Annotated in this window: 12 protein-coding genes; 9 read left to right on the top strand and 3 right to left on the bottom strand. The window is 58.1% G+C overall.

All coding sequences use genetic code 11. The features are described from left to right. The first annotated feature begins 166 nt into the window (after positions 1–166). The 5 genes from B5M42_RS12615 to B5M42_RS12595 all read left to right on the top strand — a co-directional run bounded on the left by B5M42_RS12615 (position 167) and on the right by B5M42_RS12595 (position 8,451). Positions 167–4,549, top strand: a complete 4,383-nt coding sequence (locus B5M42_RS12615; RefSeq protein WP_167690030.1) for a carbohydrate binding domain-containing protein — start codon at positions 167–169, stop codon at positions 4,547–4,549. A gap of 18 nt (positions 4,550–4,567) precedes the next feature. Further along, entirely contained in the window at positions 4,568–5,143 is a 576-nt protein-coding gene (locus B5M42_RS12610) for a hypothetical protein (protein ID WP_230632875.1), read from the top strand. Positions 5,144–5,303: 160 nt separating this feature from the next. Continuing rightward, positions 5,304–6,665, top strand: coding sequence for an ABC transporter substrate-binding protein (locus B5M42_RS12605; RefSeq protein WP_134754378.1), 1,362 nt, complete (start codon positions 5,304–5,306; stop codon positions 6,663–6,665). Positions 6,666–6,736: 71 nt separating this feature from the next. Then, the gene (locus tag B5M42_RS12600) at positions 6,737–7,636 is read left to right on the top strand and encodes a carbohydrate ABC transporter permease (protein WP_134754376.1); all 900 of its coding nucleotides are present in this window, start codon (positions 6,737–6,739) and stop codon (positions 7,634–7,636) included. Then, positions 7,636–8,451, top strand: coding sequence for a carbohydrate ABC transporter permease (locus tag B5M42_RS12595; protein WP_134754374.1), 816 nt, complete (start codon positions 7,636–7,638; stop codon positions 8,449–8,451). The genes B5M42_RS12600 and B5M42_RS12595 overlap by 1 nt, the downstream gene beginning before the upstream one ends. 85 nt (positions 8,452–8,536) lie before the next feature. On the opposite strand, the gene B5M42_RS12590 is transcribed toward B5M42_RS12595, so the two are convergent. Together B5M42_RS12590 and B5M42_RS12585 are read right to left on the bottom strand one after the other, a co-directional pair. Continuing rightward, positions 8,537–10,195 (bottom strand): response regulator, encoded by a 1,659-nt coding sequence (locus B5M42_RS12590; protein WP_134754372.1) that lies wholly within the window; start codon positions 10,193–10,195, stop codon positions 8,537–8,539. A gap of 3 nt (positions 10,196–10,198) precedes the next feature. Continuing rightward, positions 10,199–11,932 (bottom strand): sensor histidine kinase, encoded by a 1,734-nt coding sequence (locus tag B5M42_RS12585; protein ID WP_134754370.1) that lies wholly within the window; start codon positions 11,930–11,932, stop codon positions 10,199–10,201. A gap of 113 nt (positions 11,933–12,045) precedes the next feature. Here B5M42_RS12585 and B5M42_RS12580 point away from each other — a divergent pair, with 113 nt between their 5' ends. Beyond that, on the top strand, positions 12,046–13,647 hold the full coding sequence (locus tag B5M42_RS12580; RefSeq protein WP_134754368.1) for an extracellular solute-binding protein: 1,602 nt from the start codon (positions 12,046–12,048) through the stop codon (positions 13,645–13,647). Between the two features lie 61 nt (positions 13,648–13,708). Here B5M42_RS12580 and bglS read toward each other — a convergent pair whose 3' ends face one another. Beyond that, the gene (bglS, locus tag B5M42_RS12575; protein ID WP_134754366.1) at positions 13,709–14,434 is read right to left on the bottom strand and encodes a beta-glucanase; all 726 of its coding nucleotides are present in this window, start codon (positions 14,432–14,434) and stop codon (positions 13,709–13,711) included. A 293-nt stretch (positions 14,435–14,727) separates the two neighbouring features. Here bglS and B5M42_RS12570 point away from each other — a divergent pair, with 293 nt between their 5' ends. The 3 genes from B5M42_RS12570 to B5M42_RS12560 are packed head-to-tail and all read left to right on the top strand — an operon-like array spanning position 14,728 to position 19,636. Continuing rightward, positions 14,728–16,983, top strand: a complete 2,256-nt coding sequence (locus B5M42_RS12570; RefSeq protein ID WP_134754364.1) for a hypothetical protein — start codon at positions 14,728–14,730, stop codon at positions 16,981–16,983. A gap of 19 nt (positions 16,984–17,002) precedes the next feature. Beyond that, complete coding sequence (locus B5M42_RS12565; RefSeq protein WP_134754362.1) at positions 17,003–18,172, top strand: HEAT repeat domain-containing protein; 1,170 nt, start codon at positions 17,003–17,005, stop codon at positions 18,170–18,172. Positions 18,173–18,187: 15 nt separating this feature from the next. Then, the gene (locus tag B5M42_RS12560; protein ID WP_134754360.1) at positions 18,188–19,636 is read left to right on the top strand and encodes a glycosyltransferase family 2 protein; all 1,449 of its coding nucleotides are present in this window, start codon (positions 18,188–18,190) and stop codon (positions 19,634–19,636) included. Positions 19,637–19,640: the final 4 nt, after the last annotated feature.

The following is a 19,640-nucleotide window of genomic DNA, read 5'->3' as shown; positions in this document are numbered from 1 at the left end:
CTGCGGCTGCATTTGCGGCTGTGGCTGTGGCCTGGGCAGGGGCTGTCCCGGCCGATCTTGTTTTTTTGATATGCGTGTTGCAGCTTTGTTATTTAAGGCTTGGGGGTTCGAATCTATAATGGGGACACGACCGATGCATTTACCCCATTTTGTAGGAGGAAATCTTGTGTACCGCAAACTTGTCCGTATTGCAGCTTATGTTTGTTTGGTCTCTTTGTTTGTATCTGATCTGCCGCTGGCGCATGCGCAGGAGCTGCCGGGCGAATCGGGGGCAAAAGCCGTAGACACGGCTGGCGCGGCTTCCGGCTTTGCCGATATGAGCCGCCACTGGGCCGCGGCCGACGTTAGCCGTCTGGCGGCGGCAGGGCTGGTGAACGGATACGCCGACGGCGCGTTCCATCCCGATCAGCCGGTCACGCGCGCGGAATGGATCGCGCTGCTGGATCGGGTGTTCGGCTACGCGAAGGGGGATGCGGCTGCGTTCACCGACGTGCAGGACGGCGCTTGGTACGCGGACGCGCTGGCGCGCGCTCGCGCAGCGGGCATCGCCGACGGCTATGCCGACGGGCGGTTTGAGCCGCAGCAGCCAGTCACGCGCCAGGATGCGGCGGTGCTGCTGGCCCGCGCGTTCCGGCTAAGCCCGTCGGGGCCGGGCGGCGCGGCCGCCTTCGTCGACGCCAGCGAGATCGCCGCTTACGCGAAGCCGGCGCTGGAGGCGCTGCTGGCCGAAGGCGCCATCAGCGGCTACGACGGGCAGCGCCTGCTGCCGCAGCGGGCAATTACGCGCGCCGAGACGGCGACGCTGCTGGCGAAGCTGATCGGCTGGATCAGCTCGCCGGGCGCAGCGGCTCCCGCCGAAGACATTAGCGGCAACGCGATTCTGAACCGGCCGGGCGCGGCGCTGAAGGATGTGACGGTGACGGGCAGGCTGTATGTCACCGAGGGCGTCGGCGAAGGCGAAGCCGGGCTGGACAACGTGCGCGTGAGCGGCGAAACGATCATTAGCGGCGGCGGAACGCATTCGGTTGAGGCGAACGGTTCGCAGTTGGGCCGCGTGATGATCGATAAGCGAAGCGGCCCCGTGCGGCTGGCGCTCGACGGCAAGTCGTCCGCCGATGCGGTCATGGTCAAACGCCCGGCGGAGCTGGATGTCGCGGCTGGCGCTGTCATCGGCGACGTGCAGGTCGAGCCGCAAGCGCGTGGCACGGTCATCCGCAGCAAAGGCGCGATCGGGCGTCTGCATGTTTTGGCCGATGGCGTGCAGGTGAATGGACAGCCGGTTGCTCCCGGCACAGAGCTGGAGCTGGGGGCGTCGCCCACGCCAGCGCCTTCGGCGACGCCGGGAACGCAGCCGTCGGGCCCGTCGCAGGCGGCGGGAGGCGCGCAAAATCCGTGGCAGCTCGTCTGGAGCGACGAATTTAACGGAGAAACGATTGATACGAGCAAGTGGAATGTCGAGGATACGGGCGTGGTATACAACAATGAATTGGAGTATTACAGCCCGAATAATGCGCGAATTATCAAGGATGGAACGATCAGCGCGCTGGAGCTGAACGCCCGGAGTGAAAGCATTCAGGGCCGCAACTACTCGTCCGGCAAGCTGACCAGCAAAACCAAGGGCGACTGGACCTACGGCAAATATGTCGTGCGGGCCAAGCTGCCGGTGCAGCAGGGCATGTGGCCAGCGATCTGGATGATGCCGACGGACGAGTTTGAGCAATACGGTCCGTGGCCGGGCTCCGGGGAAATCGACATTATGGAGCTGACGGGGCCGGTGGCGAGCGACCCGGATCATGCCGATCAGTACCCGCGCACGGTGCACGGCACCTTGCATTTCGACATGCCGCATGCATCGAAGTCGGATTCATATATGCTGCCGGCCGGGCAGACGTTTGCCGACGCTTATCACGAGTTTGCGCTGGAGTGGCTGCCAGGCGTCATTCGGATGTATGTCGACGGGCACAAATATTTTGAAACCGGCGATTGGGGGACGAAAAAGGACGGGCAGCCCGAGTATTACACGTACCCGGCTCCTTTTGACCGACCGTTCTATATGATTCTGAACCTCGCGGTAGGCGGCGATATGCCGGGCAGCCCGAAGGCCGATTTTGTATCCGATCATATGTACGTCGATTACGTTCGTGTTTACAAGTATACGCAGATGTCGAAGTTGCCTGACGTGACGGGCAAACGTCCGCAGAAGTCCGGCGTGACCGCGCAGCGCGATCCGCTTCCTGACGGCAATCAGGTGTACAATGGGCAGTTTGCGGGCGGTGCGGGTGCAGGCGGCGTTCCGACTGATTGGCAATTCCTGCTGAACGCCAATGGCGCAGGCAGCGTGCAGGTCGTCGATGATCCCGACAAGGGAAAGGCAGCCAAGGTTACAGTTGATCAAGCCGGGGATCAGCTATATTCGCTGCAGCTGACGCAGATGCCGTTTTTGCTGGAGCAGGGCAAGGCGTACAAGGTGACATTCGACGCCAAAGCGGATGCGCCGCGTTCGGTCATGTCCAAGCTGACCGAGTTTCAGGGCGGATGGACGGCTTATTCGGGCGAGGTGACGAAGCCGCTGACGACCGATTGGCAGTCTTACGAGTATGTGTTCAACATGACCAAGGCGAGCGATAACAACGCGCGGTTCGAGTTCAATCTTGGCAAGGATGCGACGGCGGCGTATTTCACCAATGTTCGGGTGACGGAGACGGACTGGATTCTGCAGGTGCGCCAGCCGTTGGCCGACGGCAATTTGATTTATAACGGCAGCTTTGATCTGGGTGCAGACCGGATGGCGTACTGGCAGCTCGACAAGGCTGACGGGACGGCAGCGACGGCACGGGTCAGCAACGATTTGCTGCCGGCTGCTTACATGATGGATCGCAAGCTTCAGGTGGCCGTGACGAACGGGGGAGCCGGGCTGCAGCAGGTGGCGATGACGCAGGCTGCACTCAAGCTCAACGCCGGGTCGGTTTATCAGTTGAAGTTCGACGCCAAAGCCGACCGCAGCCGTCAAATGGCGATTGCGCTCGATACGGGCGATGCCGGAGGAGCGGTTTATCCGCAAGGCGCGGAGATCGCGCTGACCGATGAGATGACCACGTATACGCGGGACATTGAGGTGACGGCGACGGGCGCTGATCAGCTGGGCGCACTACGGCTGCTGCTGGGCGGCGAGACGGGCACCGTGTCGATCGATAATGTCAGCTTGATCAAGCGCAACGATCCGCTGAACGTCGGCAGCTATCTGCATCTTGGCGCGGCGCAGATCTGGGGTGCGCAAGGTGTGACGCTGACGGCGAGCGGCGAAAACGGCAAGGACCTGACCGGCATGGACGAAGGCGACTATGCGGAGTATAAGGTCATTGTCGATCAACCTGGCCGGTTCGTGCCTGCCGTGCGCGTTTCCAGCGCCGCCTCTGACGCCGAACTGAAGCTGACGCTGCTTGACGCGGCTCGCCAGCCGCAGCTGGCGTCTACGCTGGCCGTTGGCTCGACCGGCGATACGCAAACGTACAAGACGCTGTTCGCCGATTCGGCGGAGCTGACAGCGGGAGCGTATTATGTACGGCTGACCGGCCACGGCTACAATCTCGGCTGGCTGGACCTGTCGCGCGAGCTGGTGGACAACGGCGACTTCGCCGCCGTTTCGACTGAAGGCTGGACGCTGCTGCGCAATTCCGCGGATAGCGGTGTGCAGACGACGGTGATGGACGCGGTTTACGGCGAGCTGCGCGTTGCCTTGGGCGGGCCGGGCGCGCAGGAATACGACGTGCAGGTCAAGCAGGAGGCAGGTAAGCCACTGGAGGCCGGCAAAACGTACCGGCTGAGCTTCGACGCCTATGCCTCGACGCCGCGCGACATCAAGGCGCTGGTGCAATTCAACGGCGCGCCGTATACGACGTATATGGAACGGATTGTCAGCCTGACCGGCGACAAGCAGCATGTCGAGCAATTATTCACGATGTCTGAAACGAATCCGGATACGGTGCTGCAGTTCAGCCTTGGCAAGATCGGCGATATTTCAGTAGCGCATGACGTGTATCTGGACCATGTATCGCTGGTGCAAACGCAATCGGCGCAAAGCAATATGCTGGAAAACGGCGATTTCAACGCCGGCATTACCGGCTGGACCTACTACAGCGCCGATGGCGGCCAGTTGGCTATCGCTCACGATAACGGCGCGCTGAAAATCGATGTCGGCAGCGTGGGCGGCAATTCATGGGACCGTCAGGTGTATCTGGGCGGCATCAGCTATACGCAAGGCCATCGCTACACGCTGACGTTCAAGGCACGGGCGACGACGCCGCGCAAAATGAACATCAGTGTCGGCTGGTCGGACCCGCAGACGTATGCGTGGACCGGGTATGGCAGCCAGATTGTCGATGTGGGAACGAGCGATCAAATCTATACGTTTACGTTCGACGATACCGTTGATACGACAGCGATCGGCCGCGTCAGTCTGGAGCTGGGCAACATTTCGGGCGGCAATGCGGGCAATGTCAGCGTGTGGATCGACGATATCCGGCTGGTGAATGACGGACCGACGCCATAATCGCAACGGTTTGCGGGTGTGGACACACCTGCGAGCTGTGCGCCGCAGCCCGAGCCGCGCCATGCGCCCGCAAGCTGTGCGCCATCGGCGAGCCGCGCCGAGCGCCCGCAAGCTGTGCGCCATCGGCGAGTCGCAGCGTGCGCCTGCAAGCTGTGCGTCGTCGGCGAGTCGAGCCGAGCGCCCGCTTGGCTGTGCGACCATCGGCGAGCCGAGCCGAGCGCCCGCTTGGCTGTGCGACCGACGGCGAGCCGAGCCGACGGTCGCAAGCTGTGCGCCATCGGCGAGTCGAGCCGAGCGCCCGCTTGGCTGTGCGACCGTCGGCGAGCCGAGCCGACGGTCGCAGGCTGTGCGCCATCGGCGAGCCGAGCCGAGCGCCCGCAGGCTGTGCGACCATCGGCGAGCTGTGCCGAGCGCCCGCAAGCTGTGCGCCGTCGGCGAGCCGCAGCGTGCGCCTGCAAGCTGTGCGTCGTCGGCGAGCCGCACAGCACGTCCGCGAGCCGTACTCGCGAGTCGCGGGCCTCGTCCAATCATGCGGTCAAAACAAAGGTGCGCGGGGCAACCAGCCCCGGCGCCTTGCTTTTACCGCATTCGTAAAACATTTTCCGATGCCACGCCAAGCCATGTTGTTTTTTTGATATGCAAGCTTGCGATTTGTTATTTAGTGGTTTTGAAGACAATTTTATACTGAAATCAGGCAGCGTCAGGCCACGCGCATGAGCCGATCTGCCAAACATAGAGCTGGGGGAATCTCACAATGAAACGGTTACTGAACAAGCAAGCATTAGCGGTATGGCTATCCTGTTCGATGGCGCTGGTATTTACCGCTTGCGGCAGCAGCACAAGCCCGGAGGCGGGCAGCTCGACTCAGCCGTCCGCTGCAGCGACGGCGGGCAGCGAAAAGCCGATTACACTGAAGCTGGCGACATGGGAGCAGCCGACCAATCTGGCCGCCTTGACCAAGATCAACGAAAAATTTCACGAGAAGTATCCGAACATTACGATTACGTTCGATACGTCGAAGCCGGACGCGGCCTATCAGACGCTGCTGCAAACGCGGCTGAATGCGAACGATGCCGACATCGTGACTGATTTTGCGATCAACGCCAAGAAGGACTGGCACAAGGGCGCAGCCGTGCCGAGCCTGCAGCAGTACATCGACGCCGGGCTGATTGAGGATTTGACGGGCCAGAATTTTCTGAAAAACTACGATCCGGCCGCGTTAAAGGATTCGATGACCTACAAGGACAAGGTGTGGGGCGTCAATCTGGGCAAGGTGACGTACACGGGCGTGTTTTACAACAAGGAAATGTTTGATAAAAACGGCCTGCAGGTGCCCAAGACGTGGAACGAGATGCTGACGGTGGCCCAAAAGCTGCAGGACAGCGGTGTAGCGCCGTTTACGCTGGCCGGCAAGGACGTATGGCCGCTGAACATGGTAGCCGGGGGCTTCCTGCAAGCGATTGAGCCGGATGTCGAAGGTCTGGATAAAAAGCTCTGGGCGGGCGAAGTGAAATTCACCGATCCGCTGTTTACGGAAGTGCTGACGAAATACCAGCAAATGCTCAATTTTACGGAAAAAGATTTCATGGGCGTCGATTACGCCTCCGTTGTCGGTCGCTTCGCTTCCGGCAAAGCGGCGATGCTGCCTGACGGCATCTGGAACGCTTCATCGATTCAGAAGGCCAACCCGGATCTGAAATTCGGCTACTTCCCGATGCCGGCCAGCGATAAGCCGGAAAACAATCAGACGTTCTTCGGCAAATACGACATGTCGCTGCTGGTGGCGGCCAAGTCGCCGAACAAGGAAGCCGCGATCAAGTATCTGGCGTTCATCTCGCAGCCGGAGAACTACAACGAATTTATCAATACCGCAGGGCTGCTGGCCACGCAGCCGAATGTGACCTTCACGAACCCGTTCCTGCAGGAGATGGCTCCGGCCGTCAGCGGCATGCAATTGTCGATGGAAAATATTTGGCAGGCGCCTCAGGGCTCCGGCGACTATGGCGGCAGCACGGCTCCGGTACATTTCCTCAAGCCGGCGGGTCTCGAATCGCCGCAGGAAATCGTGCAAAAGATGCAGCAGGAATGGGAAATGGAAATGAAAAACGCCAAGTAAATAGCTCGACCCTTTGTTGGAGGCAGGCATCACCTGCCTCCAATCTTCTATATAGACAGGAGCTGCGATACATGTACACCTTTGGAAGAAGATGGCGCAGGCTGGCGCCTTACGGGTTTTTGCTGCCGGCGCTGCTGATTTATTTGCTGTTCGCTTTTGGTCCTTCGATGTTTACGATCGTATATTCGTTTACGGATATTTCCGGGGTGTCGGGGGTAGGCTGGCATTGGATCGGTCTGGACAACTACAAGGAGTTGTTTCATTCGGCAAGGACGCCCGTATATGTGGCTTCGATGAAGCGCACGGTCGTCTTTTCGCTGTCGGTTACGCTGCTGCAAACGGCCATCGGCTTGCTGCTGGCGATTGTGATCAACTCCAAGCTGCGGGGGCATCTGTTCTACCGTTCGCTCGTGTTTATGCCGGTGGTTCTTGGCGTGACGGTGTTCGGGCTGGTCTGGACGCTGATGTTCAACCCGATGGACGGCCCGATGCAGAAGCTGTGGGGGCTGTTCGACAGCTCGTCGACGTTCCTTGGCTCGTATACGATGGCGTTCCCGATTGTGATTTTCGTACAGATGTGGGGGGCGATGGGCTATACGACGGTGATTTTTCTGGCCGGTTTGCAGACGATTCCCGGCGAGCTTTACGAAGCGGGGTATATCGACGGCGCGCGGTCGTGGTCCTCTTTTGCCCATATTACGTGGCCTATGCTGGCTCCGACGGTGACAGTCAACGTACTGCTGGCGATTATCGGTTCTTTGCAAACGTTCGATATCGTGTTTGTTTTGACGGGCGGGCATTTCAATACGAGCATTCTCGGCTATGAGGTGTACCGTTCGGCTTTTGGCGGGAATGCGGGCAATTTGCGGCAGGGCTTTGCGTCGTCGGTGGCGGTGCTGCAGTTCGGCATCGTGCTGATTGCTGCGGTCATCGCGCAATTTTACTTGCGTCGAAGAGAGGTGCAAATCTGATGAAGGCTCATCTGGTACCGCGCCCGCTCGGCTATGCGATCATGCTGCTGACGGTGGTGGTGTATGTGTATCCGCTACTGTATTTGTTTAACGTTTCGCTCAAGGCCGATGCGGAGTTTGCCCTGGATCCGGTGGGCTGGGTGCGGCACGTTCAATTTGCCAACTATGTGGCAGCTTGGGAAAAGGCCAGCTTCGGCACGTACATCTGGAACAGCCTGCTGTACACGGGCGTCGCGGTGGCCGGCTCGGTGCTGATTTCGGCGATGGCGGCTTTTCCGGTGTCGCGCGGGTATGTCCGCTGGAGCGGCTTGATTTATGTTTTTTTCATGATGGGGATTTTTTTGCCGAACAATATGATTCCGCAGTGGAATCTGATTCACGCTATGGGGCTGTACAATACGCGGACGGGGTTTATTTTGGTCAATATGGGGATTGGCCTCGGGTTTATGCTGATGACCGGCTACATGAAGTCGATTCCGCGCGAGCTGGATGAAGCGGCGAGTATGGACGGCTGCACGTATTCGCGGTTCGTTCTGGCGCTGATGCTGCCGCTGATCAAGCCGGTGCTGGCGACAAGCGCGATTTTGCAGGCGATCGGGGTGTGGAATAACATTATCGGCGCGAACATTTATTTTTCGGATCAGCGGCTGTTCCCGGTGGTGATGGGCTTGTACAAGTTCTACGGGCAATTCGGCAATCAGTGGACGCTGTTGGCGGCGGCGCTGGTGATCGTGGCCAGTCCGTTGATCCTCCTGTATTTGTTCCTGCAGCGTTACATTATTGAAGGCGCGATGACGGGAGCCGTCAAATCCTGAGATGGGAGGGGAGCGCATGGTCTGAGCACGTAACCCGACACCGGGCACCCTTGGCAAAGACGCGGAGATTCGCTCTCCGCGCCGGTTAAGGGTTGTTTGATTTGGTTGATTTGTGGGGGGCGGCCCGGTCTCTGTACTCCTGCGGAGTCATCCGGCTGTAATCCTTGAACAGCTTGATGAAGTAATGGGCGCTGGAATAGCCGAGCTCGGCGGCGATTTCATAAATTTTCAGCTCGCTGCTGGTCAGCAGGTGTGCGGCTTTTTCCATTTTGAGCTGGAACAAATAGTCTCCGATGCTTTTGCCGGTCATCGTTTTGTAGACCTTGGACAAATAGACCGGATGCAGCCCGACGTGGTCGGCAATCGCTTGCAGGGAAATGTAGCTGAGGTGGCTGTCGACATAAGCGTGTACCTGTTCGATCAGCCCGGCGCGCAAATCCTTGCGTTCCGTCTCGAAATGCTCCTTGAGCTTGCCCACGATATGGGCCGCCCAGTCCGCCAGCCTGTCCGGCGAATGGAAGATTTTCCCTTCTTCCAGCGCGTCGCCGACGATTTCGGCGAGCAGCTTGTTGTTTTTGTGGGCGATATAATAAAAAGCCGTCTCCAGGCTGCTGCGCGCTTCCCGCAGATGCTCGGCAGAGTGGGCGTTGCGTTCCTTCAGCTCCTCAAAAACAGCCTGCAGCTTGTCGTGGATGGCGTCCCACCGGCTCGCTTCAAACAGATGCAGCAGCGTCGGCGGCTCATACAGCGCCAGCAGCGCCGGAACCTTGTGCGCGGGTGGCGCTTGCCCCGCAGTCAGGAACACGCTCGTTTCCTGGCCGATGTATTGGCGGATCGTGGCAATCGCGGTCTGATACATGTCGCCGACAGCGGCCGGGAACAGCCCCCATTCGGTCGTAACGACCGAAATTTCGCCCTTGAGCAGCGCGTTGACGTTGCGCTGTAATTGACAGGCCGTCTGAATCAGCCACATCTGGGCCTCATCCGCTTCGCCGCCGAACGCCGCGCCGCCCCTTTCATCGGCTTTGGGCTGCAGCAGAAAGACGATATAGTCGTGCGCATCCTTGCAGCTCCATAGCTGAAAATGCTGGCCGAACAGCTCGCCGGCAATGTTGACGATGGCGTATTCGAACAGCAGCAGGCTGTCCGTATCGTGCTTCTGGAAGTAATCCTCCAGACGCACGATCATCAGCGCGGCCGGCGCATCGGTCTTGAACGCCAACTGGTATTTGCTCAGCTGCTCGGCCAGCTGGCTGTGCGCGAACCGGCGTCCTTGCAGCAAGCCGTTCAGCAGCTTGTCGCGCAGCAGCGGCAAATGCTCGCGCAGCGTCTGCATCGTGAGCTGGTAGGAAGCGAGCGTGTCCCACTCGCGGCGGATTTCCTCGCGCAGCTCGCCGAGCACCTCGACCAGCTCTTCGTCGCTGAGCGGCTTGAGCAGGTAGCGGCTGGCCTGCAGCTCAATCGCTTTGCGGGCGTAATCGAATTCGGCGTAGCCGGTCAGCAGCACGCATTTGATATGCTTCCAGCGGCTGCGAATGTGCCCGATCAGCTGCAGGCCGTTCATTTCCGGCATGCTGATATCGCTCAGCACGACATCGATCGGGTTGATCTGGAGAATATCGAGCGCCATTTGGCCGGAATAGGCGACGTGGACCTGCTCGTAGCCCAGATCGGACCACGGCACGGTGATCGATAAATCGTCAACGACAAAGGGCTCGTCGTCGACAAGCAAAATTTGCAGCATGGTTCAACTCTCCTTCATATCCTTCATATGGATATCCAGCGTTATGCGCATGCCGCCCAGTGCGGATGGCGCAACTGACAGGCCGGAAGCTCCGCCGTAATGATGCTTGAGCCGTTGGTGCACGTTCCACAGGCCGTAGCCGCCTTCGCCTTCGGCCCGCGCCGGCAGCGCGAGTCTGGCGCACAGCTTGTCCATCCCGTCGGCATCCATGCCGGCACCGTTGTCTTCCACGGCCAGCAGAAAGCCGTCGCCGGTTGGCCGGCCGCTGATGTGAATGCGGCCCAGTCCATTTTTCCGCTCGATGCCGTGTACGATGCTGTTCTCGACGAGTGGCTGGATCAGCAGATTCGGAATCTGGATATCGAGCAGCTCAGGCGAGATGTCCACCGTATATTCGATGCGCTGCTTGCGCAAATTTTGAATCGACAAATAGTTGTCCAGCAGCTTCAGCTCCTGCCGGACGGTCGTCAGCGAACGGTCGATCCGGGTCATATAGCGGTAATATTCGCCGAGATTCAGCGCCATCGCTTCAACGGCGTCGGTGTCGCCGACCTTGGCTTTGCTTTTCATGAAAAACAGACAGTTATACAGAAAATGCGGATTGATTTGCGCCTGCAGCTGCTTGAGGTACGCGTCCTTCGTGCGCAGCTCCTCCAGATAAACCCGTTCGATCAAATCCTGCACTTGTTCAGCCATTTCATTGAATCCGCGGTTGAGGACGGAGAATTCGTCGCGGCTTGTGGAATGCACGCGCGTCGACCAGCGTCCGTGCTTCAACTGATTGACGGCGCTCAGCAGACGGCTGATCGGGTGCTGCACCTGCCGGAACAAGAGCAGCGAGAACACGGAAGCAAAGGCGAGCAGGGCGAGGCAGGCGACGATAAAATAGAGCTTGACCGCGCGAATCGGCGACAAAATCTGCTCCAGCGGCGTGTAGTGCATCATGCTCCATCCCAGCGTCGCAGACGGAATCTGGCTGACCAGATAAGGCTTGTCATCGACGATTGCCGTAAATGACGATGGCGCGGTGCCAATGGAAGCGGGCAGGCCCGATACGATGCCGCGAACTGTGGAGCTTGCGCTTTGCTGGCTTTCGATCGGGGCCAGACCGGCATGGTAGAGAAACGTTCCGCCCTCATGCTGGTAGTCGGCCATCAGCTTTTGCAAATTGGAGACGGGAAAGCTGACCTCAATGATCATGTTGGCGCGCTCCGGTGTATCGGCATAATCCACAGGGTCGGCCAGCAGCAAGTGAAAGCTGCCCTCGCCGTTTGCGGTCTCGGGCGCTTCATAGGTCCAGCCTTGGGGCAGCGGCTTTTGCAGCAGGCCCGACTGGAACGAAACGGTGGAGTCGGAGGACATCGCTTCGCGCGTATGGACGTTGAAGACGGTAATCCGGCTGCTCCAGGTGCTGGAGCTGGTCTGCAGCGCGAGCTTCTCCAACGCGGTCAGCGTGATTTTGTTCGGATCGACCAGCCGGCCGAGCTCCTTCATCTGCACATAGCTGCGGATCGTCGGATCGTGCTGCAGCGTATACGCGTTGCCGGCCAGCTGATTGATGTTGCTTTCCATTTGCCGGGTGAAGAAATCCAGATGATTCAGCTCCGACGAAGTAATCTGGCCGGTGATGACCGCGACGTTTTTCTGAAAGGAGATGCCGTAGAAAATCAGCGTGGCGGCGATCATCGAGCTGAGTACAAGCATGATTTTGATAAATAAATTGGTGCGGATTTTCAAACGTCATCCTCCTTGCCGGTACGGGCGGCTGTTTCTTCTCAGTATAGCAAAATCGCTGCCGGTTCGTGGTAAAATGGAGGAAATGAAAATCGCCCGGAAAGGCAGGGCTGCAGATGAAACGGATTCCATTTATGCTGCTGGCGGCAGGCTTGCTGACGCTGGCATCCGGCTGCGGAAACGCAGGGCCGGAAGGAGGCAGCAAGACCGGGTCGGCCCCGGAGGATGCTGTACATTTCGATACCGCAACAGGCCGCTATTCTCCGCCCGTCACCCTAACTACCGTCGGTTCAATCAATCCCGATCTGCAATTCAAATACGGCGAGAATCTGGAGCATAACGTTCATATCCGCTGGGCTGAGGAACGGCTCGGCATTCGCATCCGGTACGCCTGGACGGCTCCCAAAGCGAACGGCGGCTATGACAACAAGCTCCGGCTGGAGGCGGCCAAGGGCAATTTGCCCGATATTGTGACGACGCGCGACCGCGCCGTTACCCAGGAGCTGATCGATTCGGGCCAGTTCCGCGAGGCCGGTAGCCTGTTCGAGCAATACGCGTCGCAGACGTGGAAGCAGGCGATGCAGGAGGACCCTGAAGCCTGGGATTCCTATATCCGCGGCGGTCGCAAGATGGCGATTCCGATTCTCGATTATCAATACATTACCGATCCGGTGCTGTGGGTGCGCCAGGACTGGCTGGACAAGCTGAAGCTGCAGATCCCGCGCACGATGCAGGAGCTGGAGACGGTGCTGGCTGCGTTCACGCGCGACGACCCGGACGGCAACGGCCTTGACGACACGTTCGGCTTGTCGATTGGGCTGCGCAACGGCACGAGCACGTGGATGGGCGACTCCAGCTGGATTTTCGGCGCATTTGGCACCGTGCCGATGCAGTGGAACAAGGAAGCGGACGGCAAGCTGGCCTATGGCTCGGTGCAGCCGGGAGCGGGCGAGGCGCTGAAGCTGATGCGCCGCTGGATCGACGAAGGCTACATCTCGCGCGCCAGCGAATGGTACGACGAGACGAAGGCTGCCGAGCTGTTCGTTGCCGGCAAGGCGGGCATCGTCGCCGGGCCTGTCTGGATGTACGGCTGGCCGCTGGGCGAGCTGACGGCCGCTAATCCGGGCGCGGTCGTGCGTCCGATCCCGCTGCCGGCCGGCCCGCAGGGCAGCGTGCAGCGCAGGGGCACGATCCCGGTGAACGGGGCGATTCTGATTAACAAGAACATGAAGCGGCCGGATATTTTTTTCACCTATCAGAACTATTTGTTCGACTACTATGCGACTTCTCAAGGCGAATTTGCCAACGGGCTGGCCAAGGACTACGACTGGGCCGAGACGGAGATGGGCCCGACCACGGACCCGGCGCAGATTCCGGGCGGTCTGGTGCGCGTAGCCTCTTATACGCTGACCTACGACGGCGCACGGATTCCGTCGAAGATGCTTGCAACCATTCCCGACGCTGTCGCCCGTGTGCTATTGTCCCAGCAAGCGGCTTCGCGGCCGGATGAGTTCCGCGGACCGTTGGGGCCGACGATGAAGGCGCAAGGCGAGCTGCTGCGCAGTCTGGAGCTGGAGAGCATGCGCAGCCAACTGTTTGCCGACAACCCCGCCCGGTTCGACGATTTCGTCAGCGATTGGCTGCGGTACGGCGGCGTGCAGATCACGCACGAAGCCAACGAGTGGTATGCGTCGCGGGCTGCGGCGGAAAACAAATGACAAAATGAGGCCGCGAAAGCGGTCTCATTTTGATGTGGAGCAAAGGTGGGCTGAAGGTGGCTTAGTTGCTTGTATATTTGATCCAATCGTAATAGGCGTAAAGCGGGTTCGCACCGTTGTAGGAGCCCAGCCAACTGTCAACGCCTTTGCCGTTCCAGATGTTCATCATAATTTTGCTGGCGTGTGAAGGCAGCGTCGAGCTGTTGCCGGTAACGGTGTGCTTGAGGACGCCGTCCACGTACCATTTGATATATGTCGGCTGCCAGTCGAAGGCATAGGTGTGATAGCCCTGCGAAGCGTCGAACCCGAGGTCGATGACCTTTTCGTGTCCCCCGACGCCGTTTACGTAGTAGTTGAACTGGACCTGGTTCGTGTTTTTGCCGAGGAATTCGATGTCGATTTCATCCCAAGGCTGACCGTCGGACGGGCCGGTGTAGGTGAAGAACGAAGAGACGATCCCGATGTTTTTGGCCGGCTTCATATTGACCTCGTATTTGCCGTAGCTGTACTTGTTGACGGTGCGGTATTCGGCGCAATCAAATACGTTGTAGGCCGAGCTGGTCAAGCCCAAGCGCAGCTGGCCGCCGCTGGTGAAGCTGACGTTGTTGGCTCTCCAGGTACAATTGAACATGCTTCCGTTGGAGTAGCCGTCCGCTTTTTGCCACGTTGCCCCGTTGAAATAAGTAAGCGGTTCCGAAAATACGGTTGCTGCCGATGCCGATGAAAGAATCAGCACCACACTGAGAATTGCCGTTAACCCGATGAGCCAGAGCTTGCTTTTTTTCATACTAACTTCCTCCTTTAAAATGGTAATTTGTCGGTACCTCTTCATACTAGCGAGCGCGGGCTATGAACTCTATACCAAGTTATTAACCGGCATATCAATAACGAAAGATTAGAGCCTTTTCATCGTTTGCTCACAGTCTGTTCAAGCTTTGATAACAAATGTTAAACAAGGGACACAATGTTTTCGAAAGGATCATAATGTTTAATACTTAGAAAACAGACAAACCCTCCCCGCATGTCGTAACATGGCAACAGACGGTCTACCAAACAGAAAAACTATCGAAGGTGAAGACGATGCACAAGTGGCGCAAACGGTTGTTAACGATGGGGCTTGTGGCAGTACTTGCAGCCGGTGGTTTGTATTACGGGCTGCGCCCGCTTTTTGTCAGGATTGAAAGCACGACGCTGGCTAGCGGGATCCATGTGAAGTTCAGGACCGTGGGAACGAATGTGGAGACTTACAGCCATCAAGCCTGGCAGCCCTATTTTGCCAAAGGAATCAATATGGGGGCGACGATCCCCGGACATTTTCCCGGCGAATTGGCCATTTCCGAGGATGAATACGAGCGATGGTTCGGGATGATTCAGGATATGGGGGCGAATGTGATCCGCGTGTATACGATCATGATGCCGGAGTTTTACGAGGCGCTGGTCAAGTACAACATGAAGCACCAAAAGGATCCACTGTATTATATTCAGGGCATCTGGAGCCCCGAGGAGCAGTTGATCGAAGGGCAGGACGCCTTTGATCCCAAGATCAAGACGAAATTCGAGCAGGAAATCAAGGACGCGGTTGCTGCGGTGTACGGCAAGACGACGCTGACGCCCGAGCCGCATTCGGGCAAAGCGGGGGGCACCTACAAGTACAATGCCGGCCCCTATCTGATGGGCTGGCTTGTCGGTACGGAATGGGACCCCAAGATGGTGAAGGGAACCAACGATTTGCACGCCGATACCCCCGACTATGCGGGAACCCATTTCCGCAGCAAGCCGGGAGCGAACGCTTTTGAAAAGTGGCTGGCCTTGATGGTCGATACGGCGGCGCAATCGGAAATCCAATACGGCTGGCAGCATCCCGTTGCTTTCGCCAATTGGGTAACGACGGACCCGTTGACCCACCCGGGCGAGCCGCTGGTGGAAGAGGATATGGTCAGTGTCGATCCGACGCATATTGAAGCAGTTGACTGGGAAGCGGGATATTTCGCCTCGTACCACGTTTATCCCTACTATCCCGATTTCTTTACTTTTGATAAGTCATTTCAGGAGATGACCAACAGTCAGGGCCAAGCGGATAGCTACACGACCTATCTGAATAAATTAAAAGCCGCCCATCCCGGCATGCCGGTGATGGTGACCGAATACGGCGTGCCGGCTTCGCTCGGTGTAGCCCATTTGGGTATGCTCGGCCGCAATCAAGGCGGCCATAGCGAGAAGCAGCAGGGAGAGATCGATGCCGATTTGCTGCAGCACATTCACGGGGCCGGCTATGCGGGAGCGATTTTGTTCACCTGGCAGGACGAATGGTTCAAAAAGACGTGGAACACCCAGCGCTATGACGAAGCCGACCGCCGGGCGTATTGGTACAATACGCTGACCAACGAGTCCTTCTTCGGAGTATTGGGGATGTTTCCGGGCAAGGACGAAGCGATCCGCATCGATGGCGACGCTGCCGACTGGGACAAGCTGGGAGACGATAAGAAACGGCTCGATGTGCAGGCTCCCGGCTTTGCGGAAATCTGGGCGACGCATGACGAAGGTTATCTGTACGTGATGGCCAAGCTGTCCGAGCCGTTCGATCCGACGCAGGAAAGCATCTACTTCGGGGCCGATACGCTGCCTGGCGGCAATCGGCATGGACCTCAGCTGCATGGGATGACCTTGGATGAAGGTTTGGAGACATTAATTGAGCTGTCGGGCGAACAGGAGGGACAGGGACGCCTCACGATCGCGGCCAATTACGATATCCATGCCCGCTTGTACGAGCATGCCGGACTGCCGGAGATCGATCCGCAGGAGAAGCAGGACGATTCGGGGATATTCAAGCCCTGGAAGCTGGCCGTCAACTATTTGCTGGAATATCCCGACGCCAGGGTGAATCATCCGTTCGGCGATGTCGAGGTTGGCATTTTGGAGCGGGGCTACAGCGATCCGACGCGTCCCGATTACAATTCGAAGGCGATGTGGCAGGTTCAAGGGCAGGTGCTGGAACTGCGCATTCCGTGGATGCTGCTCGGATTCAGCGATCCCAGCTCGCTGAGCGTCATCAACTACGATCCGCCGAGCCGGAACTCATTTGCCGTGACCAAGGTCAAGGGCGTTCGTTTCGTGCCGTGGATCGTGAAGAACGATCAAGTCGTGGGCCGGGACGGCGGCTCGACAGCGGCGCAGCCGGTGGCGGTGTCGGCGATGCCGCTGTATGAATGGCAGGGCTGGGAGGATCAAGTCGAGTATGTGGAACGGCCCAAACAAAGCTACTACATCATGAAAGAGGCGCTGCACAAGCTGAGCGGCCCCGTTACTGGTACCCACCCCGAGCCCTCGGGCAAATGACGATAAGGAGCGTGCAGGCGTGTACACCCATATTCAAGCAGCCGTACAAGCGTTATATGTGATTGTGGCTTTTAATCTGCTGTTTATGGCGGTCATTTATGCCGTCAAGCTGCGTAATATCCGCAGGAGCAAGCTGAACGAACGGTTTCAAACGAAGTTTAAGATTTACTTGACGTATGTGCAGGCCAATCTGGAGGGGGCGGAGCCGCTCAGAGTCCCGCCCTGGACGATGAATCCGGTGGAAAGGGAGGCAATGCAGGAGAAGCTGAACGATATGATCGAAATGTTCTCGGGCGAACAGCGGCACAAGCTGGCCCGGCTTTGCCGGGACCTCGGGCTGGTGCAGCGGCAGCTGGAGCGCTTTAACAGCCGCATGTACCGGGTCAAGCTGGATGCCGCGTATCATTTGGGCTGTATGCGGGTGAAAGAGGCGGCGCCGGGTTTACTGGCCATGCTCAAGGAGCATCCGCTCAATTCGGCGCGGTATGTCGTCGCCCGCGCTGCCGCCAAGTGCGCCGGCAGCCGGCAGGAGCTGGAAGCGCTCGTGCAGACGCTGCTGGAGCGCGACAAGATGGGCTACGCGCTGATCGTAGATATGATCGCCGATTCGGATGTCGATGCAGGTCCGTTGTACACCGACTATCTGGGTCACGAGCAACCGGCTTACGTTCGGGTCGGACTGATCGGGCTCACGGGCTACACCGACCCGGCTGTGGCTTCCGCGGTCTTCCGGTTGCTGGATTCCCGGCATGAAGATATTCAATGCAAAGCGGTCGATTTGTATCTGCAAAGCTCACGTCTTTTGCCCGGTAATGTGGTGAGCAAGCTGCTGAGCCATCCGCATCTGGACATTCGCCGCTTGACGATCGAAGCGTTGGCCGAGCTCAAGAGTCCGGTATATGTCGAGATGCTGAAAGCCGCTTTGGGCGACGCCGATCAGCGGATCGTACACGCCTCGGCCAAAGGTCTGCTGCGCATGGGCGAGCTTGGCATGACGGCGCTGTGCGAGCGGGCGGCAGCGGCGCAAGGAACGGAGCGCGGACAGTTCATCCTGCAAATCATTGATGATGAAATCAAGCAGCTGTCGATGCAGCTGCACCATTGGGACAAGCTGATGCAATACAACACACTGACGTATACCTATGACAAACTATTTCGCAAATCGAAACGTATCTATCGAGTCGTATAGGAGGGGTGCGTAAACATGTGGGTTTTCGGGTATCAAACGGCGTGGGATTCCTTTTTGCACGGGTTAAGGACGTTTTTGTTTTATTACAGCTATGCCGCAATCTTTTACGTCGTGCTCGTTACCGTGCTTTATTACTTTATTTTTGGGTTTTCCATCCGCCATATTTTCTCGCTCAAGCGGGGCATCCGCTACAATCGGATTCAGAAGCTGTCTGGCTCCGGCCAGTTGCCGCCGGTTTCGCTGCTGGTACCGGCCTATAACGAGGAGCTGACCATTATTGAGAACGTAAGGTCGCTGCTGGCGCTCCATTATGCCGAATATGAGGTGATCGTCGTCAACGACGGTTCGCAGGACCAGACCTTGCAGCACATGATTGCCGAATTCAAGCTGGAGCGGATCCATCCGGTGCTCTCCAGCAGCATCAAGACCGGAAAAATCAGAGGCGTTTACTATAATTCCGAGTATCCCAATCTATATTTGGTGGATAAAGAAAATGGCGGCAAGGCGGATTCGTTAAACGCCGGCATTAACCTTTCCCACCATGCCTTAATTGCGACGATTGATGCCGACTCCTTGCTGGAAAAGGACGCTTTGACGAGAATTGCCCGGGTCTATATGGAAAATCCCGAGGAAACCGTCGCCGTCGGCGGCAATGTGCGTATCGTGAACAGCTGCACCGTGGAGGACGGGATTGTCAAGGATGTGCGCTTTCCGCGCAAGCTGCTGCCCGCTCTGCAGCTCGTCGAGTATACGAAAGCGTTCCTCGGCGGGCGAATCGGCTGGAGTGCTGCGAACGGCCTCATTATTATCTCGGGCGCGTTCGGCGTGTTTCAGAAGGAGAAGGTCATCGCCGTCGGCGGCTATCGCGGCGGTTATCCCGGTGAAGATATGAACATCGTGATCAAGCTGCACCGCTACTGTCTGGAGCATAAAATCCCCTACCGGGTCGCGTTTTGCCCGGATGCCGTTTGCTGGACGCAAGCCCCGGATTCGTACCGGATTCTGAGCAGCCAGCGCAAGCGCTGGGGGCGGGGAAATCTGAAAAACATGATTGAAGAAGGCATCTACATGGCGCTGCGTCCGAAATACAAGGTGTTCGGCATGCTGACCCTTCCCTATAACATCCTGTTTGAAACGCTGAATCCGTATTTCCGGCTCAGCGGCCTGCTCGCCCTATTGGGCTACTGGCTGCTGAATATGACGGACTGGTACACCGTCGTGATTTTTTCGCTCGTCAATTTGTTTTCTTGCTTCGCTCTGAGTCTGGGGGCCCTGTTTATTGAAGAATGGGCCTTCAGCCGCTATCCCAAGCTTGGCGATTTGAACAAAATGCTCCTGTACTCGCTGCTGATGTTTGCAGGCTACCGGCAAATCGGCGTCTGGTGGAGGCTCAACGGGCATATCCAATTCCTGCGCAATAACAACTCGTGGGGCACGATGGTCCGTACTCATTTTAATAAATAACAAA

The sequence above is a fragment of the Paenibacillus athensensis genome (assembly GCF_004514475.2).
Taxonomy (GTDB): Bacteria; Bacillota; Bacilli; order Paenibacillales; family NBRC-103111; genus Paenibacillus_AL; species Paenibacillus_AL athensensis.
This window is presented reverse-complemented; position numbering and strand designations above follow the sequence as displayed.